Genomic DNA, 14,259 nt, shown 5'->3' with positions numbered 1-14,259 from the left:
CTTTCCGCTCACCCTTTTACCGAACCGAGCATTGCGCCTTGAACGAAATATTTCTGCACGAACGGATAAATGCACAGCACGGGAAGAATCGCCACGTAGACGACCGCGTACTTGATCGTAGCCGACATCGTCGCCATATCGGCGCCCATCTGCGTTGTCTGCGAAGCCATATCGCCTTGAATGACGATGTTGCGCAGGATAATCTGCAGCGGGTACAGCTCCTTCTCGTTCAGATAGATCAGCGCGGGGAAGAAGCTGTTCCACTGTCCGACCGCATAGAACAGGAACATCGTGGCCATGACCGGCATCGACAGCGGCAGCACGATCTGCAGCAGCGTCCGGTACTCCCCCGCTCCGTCGACGGTCGCGGATTCGTGAAGCGCTTCGGGAATTTGTTCGAAGAACGTTCGCATGAGAATCATATTGAACACGCTGATCGCCGTAGGAATGACAAGCGCCCAGATTGTGTCGACCATGCCAAGCCCGTGCACGACCATGAAACGAGGAATCAACCCCCCGTCGAAAAACATCGTGAAAATAACAAACAGCGAGAAGACCGCCCGTCCGTAGAAATGGTTGCGGGACAGCGGATACGCGCACAGCGTTGTCAGCACCAGACTGATGAGCGTTCCCAGCGCCGTATAGAGAATCGTATTGCCGTACGACCGCAGCACGGCGGGATCGTCGAACACGTACTTGTAAGCCTGCAGGTTGATCCCTTTCGGAAGCCACAGCACCTCGCCGCGGCTGACCGCTCCGCCCGAGCTGATCGACACGATGCCCATATAATAGAGCGGATACAGCGTAATTACGATCAGCAGCAGCATCAGAACGAGATTAACCCCGTCGAACCATGTTTTTTTGGTTGTCATCGCTCTCTCCCCTTAGAACAGCCTGGCGCCGTTGAATTTTTTCGAGAGCTGGTTGGCGGAGATGACGAGCACGAACGACAGCACCGATTGGAAAATGCCGACCGCGGCCGCGAAGCTGAAGTCGCTGTCGATCAGCCCTCTGCGATACACATAGGTTTGAATAACATCCGCCGTCTCATAAGTCGGTCCGCTGTACAGCAGCAGGATTTTTTCGAAGCCGACGGACAGCATATGACCGAGATTCAGCAGCAGCATGACCATGATGACCGTCATAATGCCGGGAATCGTAATGTGACGCATTTTCTTCCACCGGCTGGCGCCGTCGATCGTCGCCGCCTCATAGAGCGTCGGGTCGATGCCGGTCAACGCGGCCAAATAGATGATCGAACCCCAACCGAGCCCCTGCCAGATGTCCGAGCCGATGAAGATCGTCCGGAACCACTCCGACATCGACAGGAAGGTGATCGGATCGCCTCCAAGCATGCCCCGGAACTGATTGATCAAGCCGTCCGAGGACAGGAAGTTGACCAGCATGCCCGCCACGACCACGGTGGACAGGAAATGCGGAATATACGTAATCGACTGGACGAACCGCTTGAACAGTTGGAGGCGCAGCTCGTTCAGGAGAAGCGCGAAGACGATCGGCGCCGGAAAAAAGAAAATCAACGAATACAGATTCAGCAGAACGGTATTGCGGACCACTTGCCAGAAGTAGGAGTCGTTCAGGAATTGCTCGAAATATTTCGTTCCGGCCCAGGAGCTTCCGAAGAAGCCTTTCACGATCGAATAATCCTGGAAAGCCATCAGATTGCCGACCATCGGCGCATAATGAAAGATCAGAAAATAAATCAGCGGAAATGCAAACATCGCGTACAGCGCCTTGCTCTTCTTTATTTTTCTGCGCGCTTCGCTCCAGCCGGATGCTGCGGATTTGCTTGACAAGGCCATCGGTTCTCTCTCCCTTCCCATGGCAAGAGCCGCCGCCCCGCGAAGGGACCTGGGGCAACGGCTCTGCATGCTCTCCTTAAGACTGAACTCTTGCCAACGCGTCGTTATAGATCTTCAGAAGTTCATCCGCGCCCTTGGCTTTGCACTGCTCGATGAAGGAAGCCCACTCGCTTTCCAACGCCCCGTCCTTGATGATGAACTTGTCCATGTTCGAAGTGATGAACGAGTCGAGCTCGGTTCTAAGCTGCTTCAGACGCTCCCGCTCCTCCTTGTTGAACGGAGGATCGTTCGTGAAGCGGAAGTTGATGCCGGCTTCCACGTTCTTCAGATTCGTATCGCTCCAGGCCAACGAATCCGGCGCCTGGAACGGAATGTTCGGACGGTCGTCGTAATGCATGGCCAATCCCAGATAACCCGTGCCCAGATCCGACTGCATCGCATAATAAGGAACCGGCTTATCCATGTACTTGCTCTTCGCTTCCTCGGTCAGCTTGAATTCCCCGTTCTCGATGACGTAATCCTCGTTTTCCACGCCCAGGGAAGTGATGTTCGTTCCTTCTTCTCCGTACATCCAATCGATGAACGCGATGACCTTGTCCGGATTTTTCACCTTGGTGCTGATGACGTACGATTCGCTCAGATGGTCCAGGCTGTACACGAGATTGCGCTTTACGCCGCCCGGTCCTTCCAATACCGGAATCATATCGAACTTCGCTTCCGGATCCTGCTGCTGCATGATCGTGTTGAATGTATTGCCGAAGCCGTTATTGTCCTGGAAGTAGAACGACTTGCCCGAATTCAGCTTCTCCTGCCACGTCTGGGACGTCGCCGTCGTGTAATCCTGATCGAGCAGCTTCTCGCTGTACAGCTTATGCAGCCAGGAGATCGCGTCCTTGAACGCGTCCGAGTACGGTCCGAACTCGTAACGCATCGTCGCCGGATCGTAATACACCTTCGTGCCGTTGCTCGTCGTATAGCCGCTGCCGAAGCCGAACGCGATCGGGTTGATCAGATTTTCCGTGCCGGTCAGGCCGTTGGCGGCGCGGGACGCGAACGGGAACGAGGCGGGATTCGCTTCCTTCAGCTTCTTCATCGTCTCGTAGAGCTCGTCGTAGGTCGTCGGAACCGCCAGGTTGTTCTTTTTCAGCAGGTCCATCCGGATCATCGGAATCTGACCCGCCTGAAGGTCCCACTTGGTGACTAACGGGAACCCGAACAGCTTGCCGTCGATATAGTTGTTTTTGACCTCCGGATGCTCCTCCAGCACCTTCTTGAAGTTCGGCATCTGATCGATATACGAAGTCAGATCCAGGAACACGCCCGTATCCGAATAATTCTGAATATCGTCCTGCTTGACGAGAATGACGTCCGGGATCGTGTTCGTCGCGATGAGCGTCTTTTTCTTGTCATCGTAGTTGCTCTGCGGAACGCTCTGAAGATTCAGCTTGACGTTCTGTCTTTTCTCGATCTCCCGTACCGCCTTGGAGTCGCTTACGATGGCCTGGCTCGGATGCTCGTACCTCATCCAGGTCAAGCTCAGCGCTCCGTCTTCCGAACCCGAATTGCCCGAGTTGTTCGAATCGCCGCAGCCCGCCAGAGTTCCTCCGATCAGGAAAAGCGATAACGCCGCCGCGCTGCCGGAAATCCGACGTTTCTTGTTTCTGTTCATTCGGTATACCCTCCCGTGAAATGTGGATCGTCGTGCACCCTCATCGTAAGCCGACCCCGCCGTCGCCGAAAATAAACAAAACGGAATAACGTGTGCCGTTATTCCGCTCTTTGCCCCTATGATTCAATTATCCGCCTTGATCCAAAAAGTCACTTTTCCCCGTCAGCCCTACGGCCATGGGCGTTCCGGTAATCCATCGGGGAGATTCCCTCGAATTTCTTGAACACCCGCAGGAACGTCGTTCGACTGGCGATTCCGGTCATCTCTGCGATTTCCCCGATTTTCAGATCGGTCTCCAGCAGCAGCTGCTTCGCCTTCTCCATCCGCGTCCGGCTGATCGTATCGGTAATGCTGCTTCCTGTCGTCTCCTTGAACAGCTTGGACACGTATTTCGGAGACAGGCCTATCTCGTCGGCAATCATCTCCAGATGAAGATCCTTCGCGTAATGAAGCGCGATGTATTCCGAGATGAGCGCCACGACACTGCTTGATCGGCGCTCCGGCTTCACGGCCGTCGCCTCGATGATCCGATCGAAGAAGCCGTACAGTTCCTCCGTCCTCTCCTCCCATTCCGTCGGCAGTACGATCTTCTGTGTCAGCTTCTGATGCTGTTTCTCGGTCGCGAAGCGGAACACGTCCTGCTTCCTCTCCGTCAAGTAGCGATAGCCCGTCTGATAGACTGCGGCAAGAAGCGCGCCCAGATGAGAATAGGATACACCGCGGCTCCGATTCGTCTCGACGATCGTCTCAATTTCTTTCCTCAGCAGATCGGGCTCCCCGATCTTAAGCGCGTTCACGATCTTCGTCTCGTCGAGGAACGAATAATAATAAACTTGACCGATGTTCAACTCGGCCGCGTCGACGACCGAGGAATCCGGACGCGAGCGCATCTTGTCGAGCGCCGTGATCGCTTCCGAATAGGACGAGGCCAGCGAAGTCGTCTCCGGGTATACGTTGCCGATGCCGATAAGAAGATCGCAGTAGACCATATCATATTCGAACGTCAGTCGGATCGTCTTGAGCGCTTCGTCCAATCCCGCCCGGTCTCCCTCGGTACGAAGATTGACCATGCACACGTAGAGATTGTGCTCGCATTCGACCATATAGCAGTTCACATGTCTCCTCATAATGCCCCAAAGCACAACTTTTAATTTTTCGAGAATCATGACCCGATCCGCTTCGGCAATTTCGTGATAGAACCTGTCGCGGAATTGGAACATGAAGCAGCAGCACAAATATTTGCCTTCGACGAACCCGATATCGGCCATAATCCGCGACTCGCCGATCTCATCCTGCCATGGGCTTCCGTTCACCAGATCAAGAAAATATCGCTCCACGCGGTCATTGGAAATATGCTGAAGCCGTTCGGTAATATCCAGCTTCTCATCCATCAGCTCGTAAATGCGCTGGCTGATCTCCCCGAACTCTCCTCGCCCTGTCGAATGGTCGCGGCGGGCGTCCGGATGAGGCTCGTTTTGCAGAATGCTGCGAATGTTCCGAATCGGGTTATACAATCTCAGGCTGAAAATGAGCGAAAATACGATGCCGATCACGATAAGCGCCACGCAGATCCAGACGATCATCGTCAATATGCCGGATGACTCGTAATTAAACGCATCTACGGGAGTGATCGAGAAATAATGCCATCCAAACGACGGAGAGATCAGCCGGGTTACGAGCATCTTCTCGCCGCCGATCGTCGTTTGCAATTGATCAGGCTCGTCTTCGCGCTCAAGCTTGATCTTCAGCTCTTCCAACTGCTCATCCGTCCACTGATCCGAACGCATCATAATCGAGCGATCCGCATCGGTCACAACGTAAGCCGTTGACTCATAGATCGAATTGCCGGTCAGCGCGCGCAGCACCGAACGGGCGGGAATCGTCGTGACGGACGTAATGAGATGGCCGTTAACATATTGGGTCGTCACTTCCGGAATGACCGTGCGCCGTCCTCCGCCTTCAAACCGCACCTCGGTCGGAGGAAGAATCTCGAAAATGCTGTCCCGGCTCAGACGATCCTTCCAATAAGCTTCCGGGAATTGATCGAATGCGTAAAACTTGTTGAAGAACGTCTCGAAATCGACTACGCCATCGGCCGTATACACTTTCTCCACGTCGCTGAACAAGAACACCGTATCGATGAACGAGCTGAGCGTGCTTCGATTGGCCGCGATCGTCCGAATGATGGAGGGAACGTTGATCTTGTCTTGCGCGGTCTGAAGCGAATGCGGTTTCAGATACTGCTGGACGATGTCGTTGATCATCAGGTTGTTATGCGTCGTTCGCACCATCTCCAGATTCACATCGATGTTGGATACCGATGCCGTCAGATTGGCCTGGAGCCTGTCCGACACGTCCTTGTTCATCAGCCTGTCCACGTTCACATAGACGATATAACCGATGAACAGAATCGGAATCAACAGCGAGATGAAATAAGACCATATTTTGAAAAATAGCTTGTGCTCCTGCATGGGCCAACCTCCCGACGAAACGTACAGCGAATCTCCGATGCCGCAAAAAAGCAACGTGCCGATCCGGCCCGTTGCTTTTCATCTATTATTTACTCAAAAAAGACAAGCAGAACAAGCAATCGCCTTCCATTCGCAGATGTCCGTAATACACATTGCAAATATGGAAGCCTTCGTGATAAAGCCGGGCAAGATTATCGTAGCCCTCTCCGACGCCCGCGTTCGCCGCCGGCGTCAGTTCGGCGTCCCCCTTGGCGGCAGCCGGTTCTTCCGCCGCTTCCTGGGTGACCGCTACGGGTTCCGTTTCCCGCTTCAATACTTTTCTGAGCTGCTGATTCTCGATGCGCAGCCGCTGATTCTCCTCCAGCAGCTCTTTGAACTTCAGCTTGAGATCTCCGAATTCGGCATATACTTTGCCCAAATGCGATTCGAGTTCATCCATATGAAGGAAAGTGTCTTTCATGAACAGATATCCACCTCAAGGCATCCGCCATGTCATTTCGGAAGGTCAGGCAATCACTTCAAGACGACATCGTCGAAGGGCAGCTCTTTCACTTTGCCCAATTCGAACAGCTGTACGTGCACGCTCCGGGAGCCGAGGTTAATGCCAACGACTTTACCTTCTCCCAACGACGTCACGACCGTCTTGCCTACCGCCGGCAATTCTTCTTTGGCGCTCTCGTAGTTGTCATGCTCGTACTTCAAACAACACATTAAACGACCGCACAAGCCGGAGATTTTCGTCGGATTAAGCGACAGATTCTGATCCTTCGCCATCTTGATGGATACCGGTTCGAAATCCCCCAACCACGAGGAACAGCAGAGCACTCGTCCGCACGGCCCTATTCCGCCAAGCATCTTGGCTTCGTCGCGCACCCCGATCTGCCGCAATTCGATGCGGGTTCGGAATACGCCAGCCAAATCCTTTACAAGCTCCCGGAAGTCGACGCGTCCTTCGGCCGTAAAGTAAAAAATGATTTTATTCCGGTCAAACGTGTATTCCACGTCCACGAGCTTCATCTTGAGCGCGTGATCCTTGATTTTCTGCAGTCCGACGGTAAATGCGTTCTTGGCTGCACTGCGGTTCTCCTCGACGGCCTTCGCATCGGGATCCCCCGCGATGCGAATAACCTTCTTGAGCGGAAGAACGACATCTTCTTCTCCTACCGTCTTCGGGCCGACGACGACTTTGCCGTATTCTACGCCGCGTGCCGTCTCCACGATGACATGCTGATCTTTGGACACCGGATGCTCGGCGGGATCGAAATAATAGATTTTGCCCGCTTTCTTGAAGCGGACTCCCACCACATCGTACAAATCTACCCCTCCCGCACGTTCACCAGAAATTGCTCCAGCGCTAATTGCGGCGCCACGTGAGCTTTAATCCTCCTTGCCGCCGTCAGCGCAGATTCCATGATCCCTACCCAGGACCCGATCGATCGGCTCCAAGCCGTCTTGGAAATCCATTCCGCCTGGTCCGGGAACACCATATGGCTCTGACGGTCGGTCATGGCGTAAATCATATCTCTATACCACAAAGCAAACATTTGCAGCAATATGTCAACATGTTCGGCGAGCTCCGTCTTAAACACCCGCTGCTGCGCTTGAAGCAGATTAGAGGCGAACCGGGACGGACTCTCCTTGCCTAATTGTATCACTACGTTTCGGATATCTGCAAACCAATTCTCGTCTACCAATTTCCGGCTGGCCCCGAGCCCCGGGGACAGGTGGACGGCCGCCCGCGCCAGCAGCGGAGATTTGCCCTCCTGCACGAGAATGCTCTCCAACGCCTGGCGGTCGCCGGGCACGAAGGGAACGAGCTGCGTTCGCGAAAGAATGGTCGGAAGCACCGCTTGCGCGCTCGGCGCAAGCAGAATGGCGACGACGGGAGAAGGGGGCTCCTCCAGAAATTTAAGCAGGCTGTTGCTCGCTTGGGTCGTCATCGTCTCGGCCGCTTCGATCACATACACTTTATAGCCCGCTCCGGAACTGCGATAGGAAAGCTCGCGCTGCAGCGAACGAATCTGCTCGATCTTGACGGTTGCGCCGTCCGGCCGGATGACGTGAAGATCCGAATGGTTGCCGTGCATCACCTTGCGGCATTCCAGACACTCTCCGCAGGCGTCGCTGCCGCCCTTCTCGCAAAAAATCGCCTGCGCGAACGCTTGCGCCATCTCCATCCGTCCCGATCCGGGAGGTCCCGCGAACAGGTAGGCGTGCGCAAGCCGGTTCGCCGCAAGCGCATTGCGCAGAAGCGATTTCGCTTTGTCTTGTCCCGCAATCTGTTGAAAACCCATCTTACGAAGCTCCTTAGTTAGCACTCAAAACGCAATATTGATCAGCAGACCGCGAATCTCCCCGACCTTCTGCAGCAGGTCGATTCGCCCTTCCTCGCTCTGCAGCAGCTCTTCTCCCATGCCTACGAGCATCGCATCGACTTCTTCGAGCAGTTTGTACCTTTTGCCGCGGCCTCTGCGGTCCCAGCCTCTCGTCTCCTTCAAGGCAATGCCGCGGCGCACCGTATCCTCCAGGAACGCTTTGACCATCTGCCGGTAGAGCACCAGCTCCCGAATCGTCATCGACCGGGTCAGCCGCTCCCCCTGCATCCGGATATCCTCGAGCTTGCGCTGCAGTTCCTCATGCGACCGCTGTTCGTCCTGCTGCTGCATCAGATCGCCGAAGTTCTGCGACTGCGCCGGCCGGGTTGGCATGTCTCCCCGCTGAATCGTTTTGCCTACGGGATGCAATCCCGGTTGGATCTTCATGTCCGTTCACACCGCCCCAACCGTCAGAAATGTTCGAAACGCTCGACCGGCAGCACGAACACGGCCGCCCCGCCCACCTGCACCTCGACGGGAAACGGAATGTAGGAATCCGCCGCCCCGCTGACCGGCGATACGGGCGTCACCAATTGGTCGCGCACCTTACAGCTGGAACGGATGACATCGAGAGCGCCTTGCACCCGATCGTCCTCGATCCCGATCAGGAACGTCGTATTGCCCGCGCGAAGGAATCCGCCGGTGCTCGCCAGCTTTGTCGCCCGAAACCCTTCCTTGATCAATGCATTGGACAGCCGGTTGCTGTCCTTATCCTGAATAACCGCAATCAGTAATTTCATGGTCAGGCCTCCTCTTAAATGAATAGGGGTCTGTCGACAAATCGATTTGCTTTCTTTTCTTACTATTCTACTAAATTGGACACTTCCGTGCTAAAATCCTTTTTTTTAAAGAGCTACCCCAACGATTTCTTCACCAGCAGCCAGGCTTCATCGGCAAGACGGGCTGGCTCTTGATTCGCATCCAGCGTACGAATGCGCTCCGGGAACTTGGCGGCAATCTGCAGATAACCCTCCCGGACCTTCCGATGGAACGCCAGTCCCTCCAGGTCGAGCCTGTTCACTTCACGATGCTTGTTGTCCGCGATCCTCGCCAGTCCGACCTCGGGCTCGATGTCGAGATACAAAGTGAGGCTTGGCATGCAATCTTCGGTCGCGAACCGGTTAATGTCCCATACTTGGTCCACACCGAGTCCCCGGGCATAGCCTTGATACACCAGACTGCTATCGACAAACCGGTCGCAGATGACGATATTGCCTCTCTGCAGAGCCGGCATCACGATCTCGACCAAATGCTGCCTGCGAGCGGCCGCATAGAGCAGCGCTTCGGTCCGCGGGTCCATCTTCGTATTTTTCGTATCCAGAATGACGCCCCGGATCGCTTCCGCGATCGGACTGCCTCCGGGCTCGCGGGTTCTGACCGTTCTTCTCTTCGTCTCGGTATAGATTCTTTCCGTCAATCGAGCGATCAGCGTCGTCTTGCCCGCTCCTTCGCCGCCTTCTATCGTGATGAACAATCCGCCCCGCACCCAGCTTTCCCCTTTCAACCCTTACGATCAGTTCCGGGCTTGCCTCTCCGCCAGCTTGATCCCTCCGTAGAGCGCTCCGGCTATCACGCTTATTACCATCATATCAAAGCAGACGTTAAACATAAACAAATGCTTCCCCAGATCGGCTTCTCCGTCCCCGATAAGCGGAACGACGCAGGAGAAAGCCGCGGCCAAGACGACGACAGCCATCGTCTCCACGGGTATCCTCCATTTACCCGAACGATTTTTCCGCCAAACCGCGAATAAAGCAAAGCCATACGCGAGAAAAATAAGCAAGTACCATGCAGCGCCGCGTGGCATATAAGCCACCTTAAATTCGCTCCAGCCGTCGAACGAATGCGAGATCGCCTTGGGAGGCTGGCCTGCCGAGAGATCATAATTGCCCAGGTAATAAGGCCGGATGTACATCGCGTTCTCCGCCGCCCTGTCCAGCTTCTGCATAAAGCGGGAAGGATGCTTCAAATAGTACAGCGCAACATCTTTGTGGCTGAGCTTCTGCAGCACCTCGCGATGCAGCACGGGATCGTTCTGCGGAATGGCCGTATCCTTCTGAAAATAGTTCGTTCCCGCCAGCGCCCCATACTTCGAGGAAATCCCCAACTCCTCCATGTCGCGTTCCAGATGCGGAGTGTCCTTCAGCACGCCGTAGAAAATCGATTGATAGAGATTGACGTGTTTTAGTCGATCCGGCGCCGCCGCAATCATCAGGATCGATCCGACCAGCAGGATGGCCGCTCCCGTTCGCACTTGGCGTCTCCATCCGTCGTCGCCCCGCAAGCCGGACATTCTCCAGGCCAGCAGCGCAAAAGCGAGCCCCAGAGGAGCGTTCTGGATTTTCGATGTCGCCACCGCCAACGCAGCCGCCACGAATAAAGCGAGCATCCGGCCGGACGGCTCGTTCGAGGAAGCCAGCGCGAACGCCGAAGCCACCGTCAGCAGCATGGCGATCATCGCATAAGGCTCGCCGAAGAAAGATTGGAAATAAGCCGCATAGCCGATATCCCCGAACACGAACAGCAGCGCGGCAGCCAATAACAAGGCGCCAGCTATTGTCGCTGCCCGACTCTTCATTCGCGGCGCGTGACGGACGAACAAGGCAATTGCCCAGACGTAGAACGCCGCATAACAAGCGCCAAGCACGCGAATATCGAATACCTCTCCGTCCGCAAGCCTGCCGATCCATCCCGCCGCCGCAACAAATAGAACATGTGTCGACACGTAGCCGCCCGGCGCGTAGCCTCCGTATCCGAAATGCTGATGCGCATAATTAAAATAAAGCTCCTCGTAGGATTGCTCGGGATGAAGCACACGAAGTCCCGATACGCCCAGCACGCGCCCGAAATCCCCGCTGTCGGCCAAGCCGATTACGGGGGGCGTCATAATTAATCCGATCAGCAGCGCTCCCGCCGCGATTCCCGCCAGCCATGCGATCAAGATACGACTATCTCGATCGGCGCTGTCCCTGACCATGCCCTCACCTCTAGCGGCCGCTGCCTTGCCGAACTTGAATCTCGCGAAGCTGCGGGTCGCGTGCGCCCTGGATCCTCGCGCCTTCGTGCCGCCAACGCCGCAATCGGCCGATAATGCTCTCTGTTATGGTTTCGCCCGGAAAGAGTACCGGTATACCCGGAGGATAAGGAATAACCCATTCCGCCGCCTTGCAGCCTATGCTTCTCTCCAAAGGGATCGAGACGGTCTTCCCCTCTTCCCGATCGAACAGGACCGGTTCCGGTACGATAGCCGCCCGATCGTCTTCTTCATACAACGCTGCTTTCGCCGGACCCGTTTTAGGCGCAGGCGGCTTGCCTCGCACGCCTTCTGCAATGTCCGCCAGCGCCGCCTTCAGCCTCTTCCCGTCTTCCTCTGTTGTTCCCGGACCGAGCGCCAGCACCGCATACCTCTCATCGGCCATTTCCGCTATGCAAAGCCGCTTCTCCAGCTCGTCTCTCAGCGCAAAACCGGTCAGACGGTCCGATTCGTCAAACAACACCAGCTTAAGCGGATCGTAGGAGAGTCCCTTGCTCGCATAATTTCCATGCCCCAACGCACGGAAGGGAGTTTGTTTCAACGCCTCGGCGACTTGCGAAGCGACATCTATCGCTGCAGAGAACGTATGTTCTTTGCTGTTATGAAGCTGCTGCCGAGCCAGATCCAACGACGCCATAATCGGAAAGGACGGGCTGGAGCTCTGCACCATCGTTAACGCCTGTCTGATCGAGGCTCTGGGCACCAGCTTGCCTTGCATATGCAGCATAGCTCCCATCGTCATCGCGCCTAACATTTTATGCGTGGACTGCACGACCAGATCCGCTCCCGCCTTCAGCGCCGAATCGGGAAATTGCGGATGAAAACCAAAATGCGCCCCATGCGCTTCATCGATCAGCACCGGCACGTTCCTCCTGTGCGCGGCGGCGACAAGCGATGACAGATCGGCGCTCATTCCGTAATAATTCGGAGAGGACAAGATAATTCCCTTGGTCTCCGGATAGCGCTCCAGCGCCTTCTCCACAAGCCGTTCCCCGGGAACGGTCGCAAGGCCCGACGCGAGGTCGATCTGAGGCGGCAGCAGCACCGCTCGGACGCCTGCCAGCATCAGGCCGTGAACGATGGATTTATGTACGTTGCGCTGGACGACGACCAGCTCGCCCGGCCTGCACAGACCGACGATCATCGCCAGATTGCCCGCTGTGCTGCCGCCCACCAAAAACCGCGTTTCCTCCGCTCCAAAGCATTCCGCCGCGAGCGCCTGCGCTTCCAGCAGCGGCCCTTCCGGGTGGTGCAGGTCGTCCGTGTCCGACAGCTCCGTGACGTCCAACGCCAGCAGCGAGGCATAGTAGGCGGCCGCCCGCTCCTCGCCCCAGCATGCCCGGCCCTTATGCCCCGGTACATGGAAGGCGGCCGCCCGCAGCCGGTCGTGAGCGGCCAAAGCCTCGAACAGAGGCGCTTTCCGTTGGTCTAATGCCACTTGCCTGCTCCCCTTCCGATTCCTCTTGAATGGTTCCTATTATATCAGAATCGGCCGCCGCTCTTTCTTGCTCTGTCCGATTGCAAGAAAAAAAGACCGAGCAAACCTCTGCCCGATCTCTTAAGAATCAAACGTGGAATCGAACCCATAACTGCCTCAATTGCCTGACGAAGAAGGGATATTTCTCATCCTGCGCGCTTGTGCGTACCATCTCGGATTCGCATGACGTACAAATAAATTCCGTTACAATCGTAATTCCCTCATCCTTAGGCTCCCCACACACAATGCAGGTTTTCCGCTCGGTCTGCTCCATCGATATCCCCGCCTTTCCCTATTGTTGCCTCTAGTATGCCCGAATTCTATGAAAATATACGAATTCATAGTCGGAAATCGCGTCAAACATAACAATAAGCCCGAATTTTTCCGATAGTATTGGACAGAAAACGTTTTGCTCCGGGAGGAATATCGGGAATGATCGAACCGCAGACAAAGAGAGAAGCAACCTTCTATAACTATACCCTCGTTCGTAAAATTCCTCTGCGGCCGGAGAGCAAGCTCAGCTATATGTCGACCGCTCTGCTTCTCGTCGTCGTTTTGTATCTTATCGATGGGTGGCGCGGTTTGATTTATTCCGTGCTTGGCGTTGCCCTCATGCTGCTTGTGCATGCTCTTGTGCTCAGAGTCACGTTAAGACGGGTGGACAAGCAGTCGGAGAAAAGGTGGACCTTCCGGCGGGATTGGCCGTGGATCGGCCCTCTTCCGATTATGGATACGCAGCTTGCCCTGTTTCGCCGCCTTCACTTTCATTTGTTTCTCGTCGGTTGCTGCGTCGCCGGCCTGTTCTATCCCTGGGCCCCTTCGTCGCTCGTCATCTCGTTGGTCTACTGGCACATCTGGCTTCTGACCCCGCGAATCCGACTGCTCGTCACCCTGCGCCGCGAGCGCAGAGACGGAGTCGTCCGACTCGAGTCCAAAGAAGTGCTCTTCTACCATCAGTAATCCCTTAAAAATCGAGACAAGCTATAGCGTACTTCGAAAAATTGTGAAATCGAGTCACGCCCCTCCAATTCTGCCCGAACGGTCGGCAATGTTCTAAGAAACAATGTTCTACGAAATCGAGTATCGTCGCCACATTTCCGCTCAAATGGCCGCTTATGTTCTAAGAAATCGAGTAACGCCCTCCCAAAACCGCTCAAACGATCGGTAATGTTCTAAAGAATCGAGTATCTCCACTCAAAAATCACCCAAATGGCCGCCTATGTTCTAAAGAATCGACTATCGGCCCACCAATGCACATAGACAAAAGGGCGAATACCAAAAAAGACACCTTTTCGAGGGTGTCTTTCAGTCCAGCCTGGCAACGTCCTACTCTCCCAGGACCCTGCGGTCCAAGTACCATCGGCGCTGGAGGGCTTAACGGTCGTGTTCGGGATGGGTACGCGTGGAACCCCT

Annotated in this window: 14 protein-coding genes and 1 rRNA gene; 1 reads left to right on the top strand and 14 read right to left on the bottom strand. The window is 55.3% G+C overall.

Translation table 11 applies throughout. The features are described from left to right. Positions 1–8: 8 nt before the first annotated feature. From ACFFT4_RS02400 to ACFFT4_RS02340, 13 genes are all read right to left on the bottom strand, one after another. The gene (locus ACFFT4_RS02400; protein ID WP_378044767.1) at positions 9–872 is read right to left on the bottom strand and encodes a carbohydrate ABC transporter permease; all 864 of its coding nucleotides are present in this window, start codon (positions 870–872) and stop codon (positions 9–11) included. A gap of 12 nt (positions 873–884) precedes the next feature. After that, on the bottom strand, positions 885–1,820 hold the full coding sequence (locus ACFFT4_RS02395) for an ABC transporter permease (protein WP_378044766.1): 936 nt from the start codon (positions 1,818–1,820) through the stop codon (positions 885–887). 76 nt (positions 1,821–1,896) lie between these two features. Further along, positions 1,897–3,489 (bottom strand): extracellular solute-binding protein, encoded by a 1,593-nt coding sequence (locus ACFFT4_RS02390; RefSeq protein WP_378044764.1) that lies wholly within the window; start codon positions 3,487–3,489, stop codon positions 1,897–1,899. A 149-nt stretch (positions 3,490–3,638) separates the two neighbouring features. Then, entirely contained in the window at positions 3,639–5,960 is a 2,322-nt protein-coding gene (locus tag ACFFT4_RS02385) for a helix-turn-helix domain-containing protein (RefSeq protein WP_378044762.1), read from the bottom strand. 85 nt (positions 5,961–6,045) lie between these two features. Next, complete coding sequence (locus tag ACFFT4_RS02380) at positions 6,046–6,399, bottom strand: initiation-control protein YabA (RefSeq protein WP_378044999.1); 354 nt, start codon at positions 6,397–6,399, stop codon at positions 6,046–6,048. A gap of 74 nt (positions 6,400–6,473) precedes the next feature. Continuing rightward, positions 6,474–7,274: a PSP1 domain-containing protein gene (locus tag ACFFT4_RS02375; RefSeq protein ID WP_378044760.1), complete on the bottom strand. Its 801-nt coding sequence runs from the start codon at positions 7,272–7,274 to the stop codon at positions 6,474–6,476. A 2-nt stretch (positions 7,275–7,276) separates the two neighbouring features. Beyond that, on the bottom strand, positions 7,277–8,254 hold the full coding sequence (gene holB, locus ACFFT4_RS02370) for a DNA polymerase III subunit delta' (RefSeq protein WP_378044759.1): 978 nt from the start codon (positions 8,252–8,254) through the stop codon (positions 7,277–7,279). Positions 8,255–8,278: 24 nt separating this feature from the next. Next, positions 8,279–8,722, bottom strand: coding sequence for a YaaR family protein (locus tag ACFFT4_RS02365; RefSeq protein WP_378044758.1), 444 nt, complete (start codon positions 8,720–8,722; stop codon positions 8,279–8,281). A gap of 23 nt (positions 8,723–8,745) precedes the next feature. Beyond that, positions 8,746–9,075 carry a cyclic di-AMP receptor DarA gene (gene darA, locus ACFFT4_RS02360; protein ID WP_094048682.1) on the bottom strand — a complete coding sequence of 110 codons (330 nt, stop codon included), beginning with the start codon at positions 9,073–9,075 and terminating at the stop codon, positions 8,746–8,748. Between the two features lie 113 nt (positions 9,076–9,188). Then, positions 9,189–9,821, bottom strand: a complete 633-nt coding sequence (gene tmk, locus ACFFT4_RS02355) for a dTMP kinase (protein ID WP_378044757.1) — start codon at positions 9,819–9,821, stop codon at positions 9,189–9,191. 27 nt (positions 9,822–9,848) lie between these two features. After that, positions 9,849–11,276, bottom strand: a complete 1,428-nt coding sequence (gene wsfD / locus ACFFT4_RS02350; RefSeq protein ID WP_378044756.1) for a glycan biosynthesis hexose transferase WsfD — start codon at positions 11,274–11,276, stop codon at positions 9,849–9,851. Positions 11,277–11,322: 46 nt separating this feature from the next. Beyond that, a complete protein-coding gene (locus tag ACFFT4_RS02345; RefSeq protein WP_378044754.1) occupies positions 11,323–12,807 on the bottom strand; it encodes an aminotransferase class I/II-fold pyridoxal phosphate-dependent enzyme in 1,485 nt (494 codons plus the stop codon). Positions 12,808–12,934: 127 nt separating this feature from the next. Continuing rightward, positions 12,935–13,120, bottom strand: a complete 186-nt coding sequence (locus tag ACFFT4_RS02340; RefSeq protein ID WP_378044752.1) for a sigma factor G inhibitor Gin — start codon at positions 13,118–13,120, stop codon at positions 12,935–12,937. Between the two features lie 158 nt (positions 13,121–13,278). Between ACFFT4_RS02340 and ACFFT4_RS02335 the strand changes: the two genes are divergently transcribed. After that, the gene (locus ACFFT4_RS02335) at positions 13,279–13,806 is read left to right on the top strand and encodes a transposase (protein ID WP_378044751.1); all 528 of its coding nucleotides are present in this window, start codon (positions 13,279–13,281) and stop codon (positions 13,804–13,806) included. A gap of 353 nt (positions 13,807–14,159) precedes the next feature. Here ACFFT4_RS02335 and rrf read toward each other — a convergent pair. Next, positions 14,160–14,259 (bottom strand): 5S ribosomal RNA (gene rrf / locus ACFFT4_RS02330); the annotation flags it as partial.

Origin of the sequence: Cohnella cellulosilytica (genome assembly GCF_042431195.1) — a bacterium.
GTDB classification, from domain to species: domain Bacteria; phylum Bacillota; class Bacilli; order Paenibacillales; family Paenibacillaceae; genus Cohnella; species Cohnella cellulosilytica.
This window is presented reverse-complemented; position numbering and strand designations above follow the sequence as displayed.

Excerpts from the sequence above, each read along its gene's own strand:
- ACFFT4_RS02390 (WP_378044764.1), bottom strand. The coding sequence starts at position 3,489 with ATGAACAGAAACAAGAAACGTCGGATTTCCGGCAGCGCGGCGGCGTTA.
- ACFFT4_RS02335 (WP_378044751.1), top strand. The coding sequence starts at position 13,279 with ATGATCGAACCGCAGACAAAGAGAGAAGCAACCTTCTATAACTATACC.
- holB (WP_378044759.1), bottom strand. The coding sequence starts at position 8,254 with ATGGGTTTTCAACAGATTGCGGGACAAGACAAAGCGAAATCGCTTCTG.
- ACFFT4_RS02380 (WP_378044999.1), bottom strand. The coding sequence starts at position 6,399 with ATGGATGAACTCGAATCGCATTTGGGCAAAGTATATGCCGAATTCGGA.
- ACFFT4_RS02340 (WP_378044752.1), bottom strand. The coding sequence starts at position 13,120 with ATGGAGCAGACCGAGCGGAAAACCTGCATTGTGTGTGGGGAGCCTAAG.
- ACFFT4_RS02400 (WP_378044767.1), bottom strand. The coding sequence starts at position 872 with ATGACAACCAAAAAAACATGGTTCGACGGGGTTAATCTCGTTCTGATG.
- ACFFT4_RS02365 (WP_378044758.1), bottom strand. The coding sequence starts at position 8,722 with ATGAAGATCCAACCGGGATTGCATCCCGTAGGCAAAACGATTCAGCGG.
- ACFFT4_RS02395 (WP_378044766.1), bottom strand. The coding sequence starts at position 1,820 with ATGGCCTTGTCAAGCAAATCCGCAGCATCCGGCTGGAGCGAAGCGCGC.
- darA (WP_094048682.1), bottom strand. The coding sequence starts at position 9,075 with ATGAAATTACTGATTGCGGTTATTCAGGATAAGGACAGCAACCGGCTG.
- ACFFT4_RS02385 (WP_378044762.1), bottom strand. The coding sequence starts at position 5,960 with ATGCAGGAGCACAAGCTATTTTTCAAAATATGGTCTTATTTCATCTCG.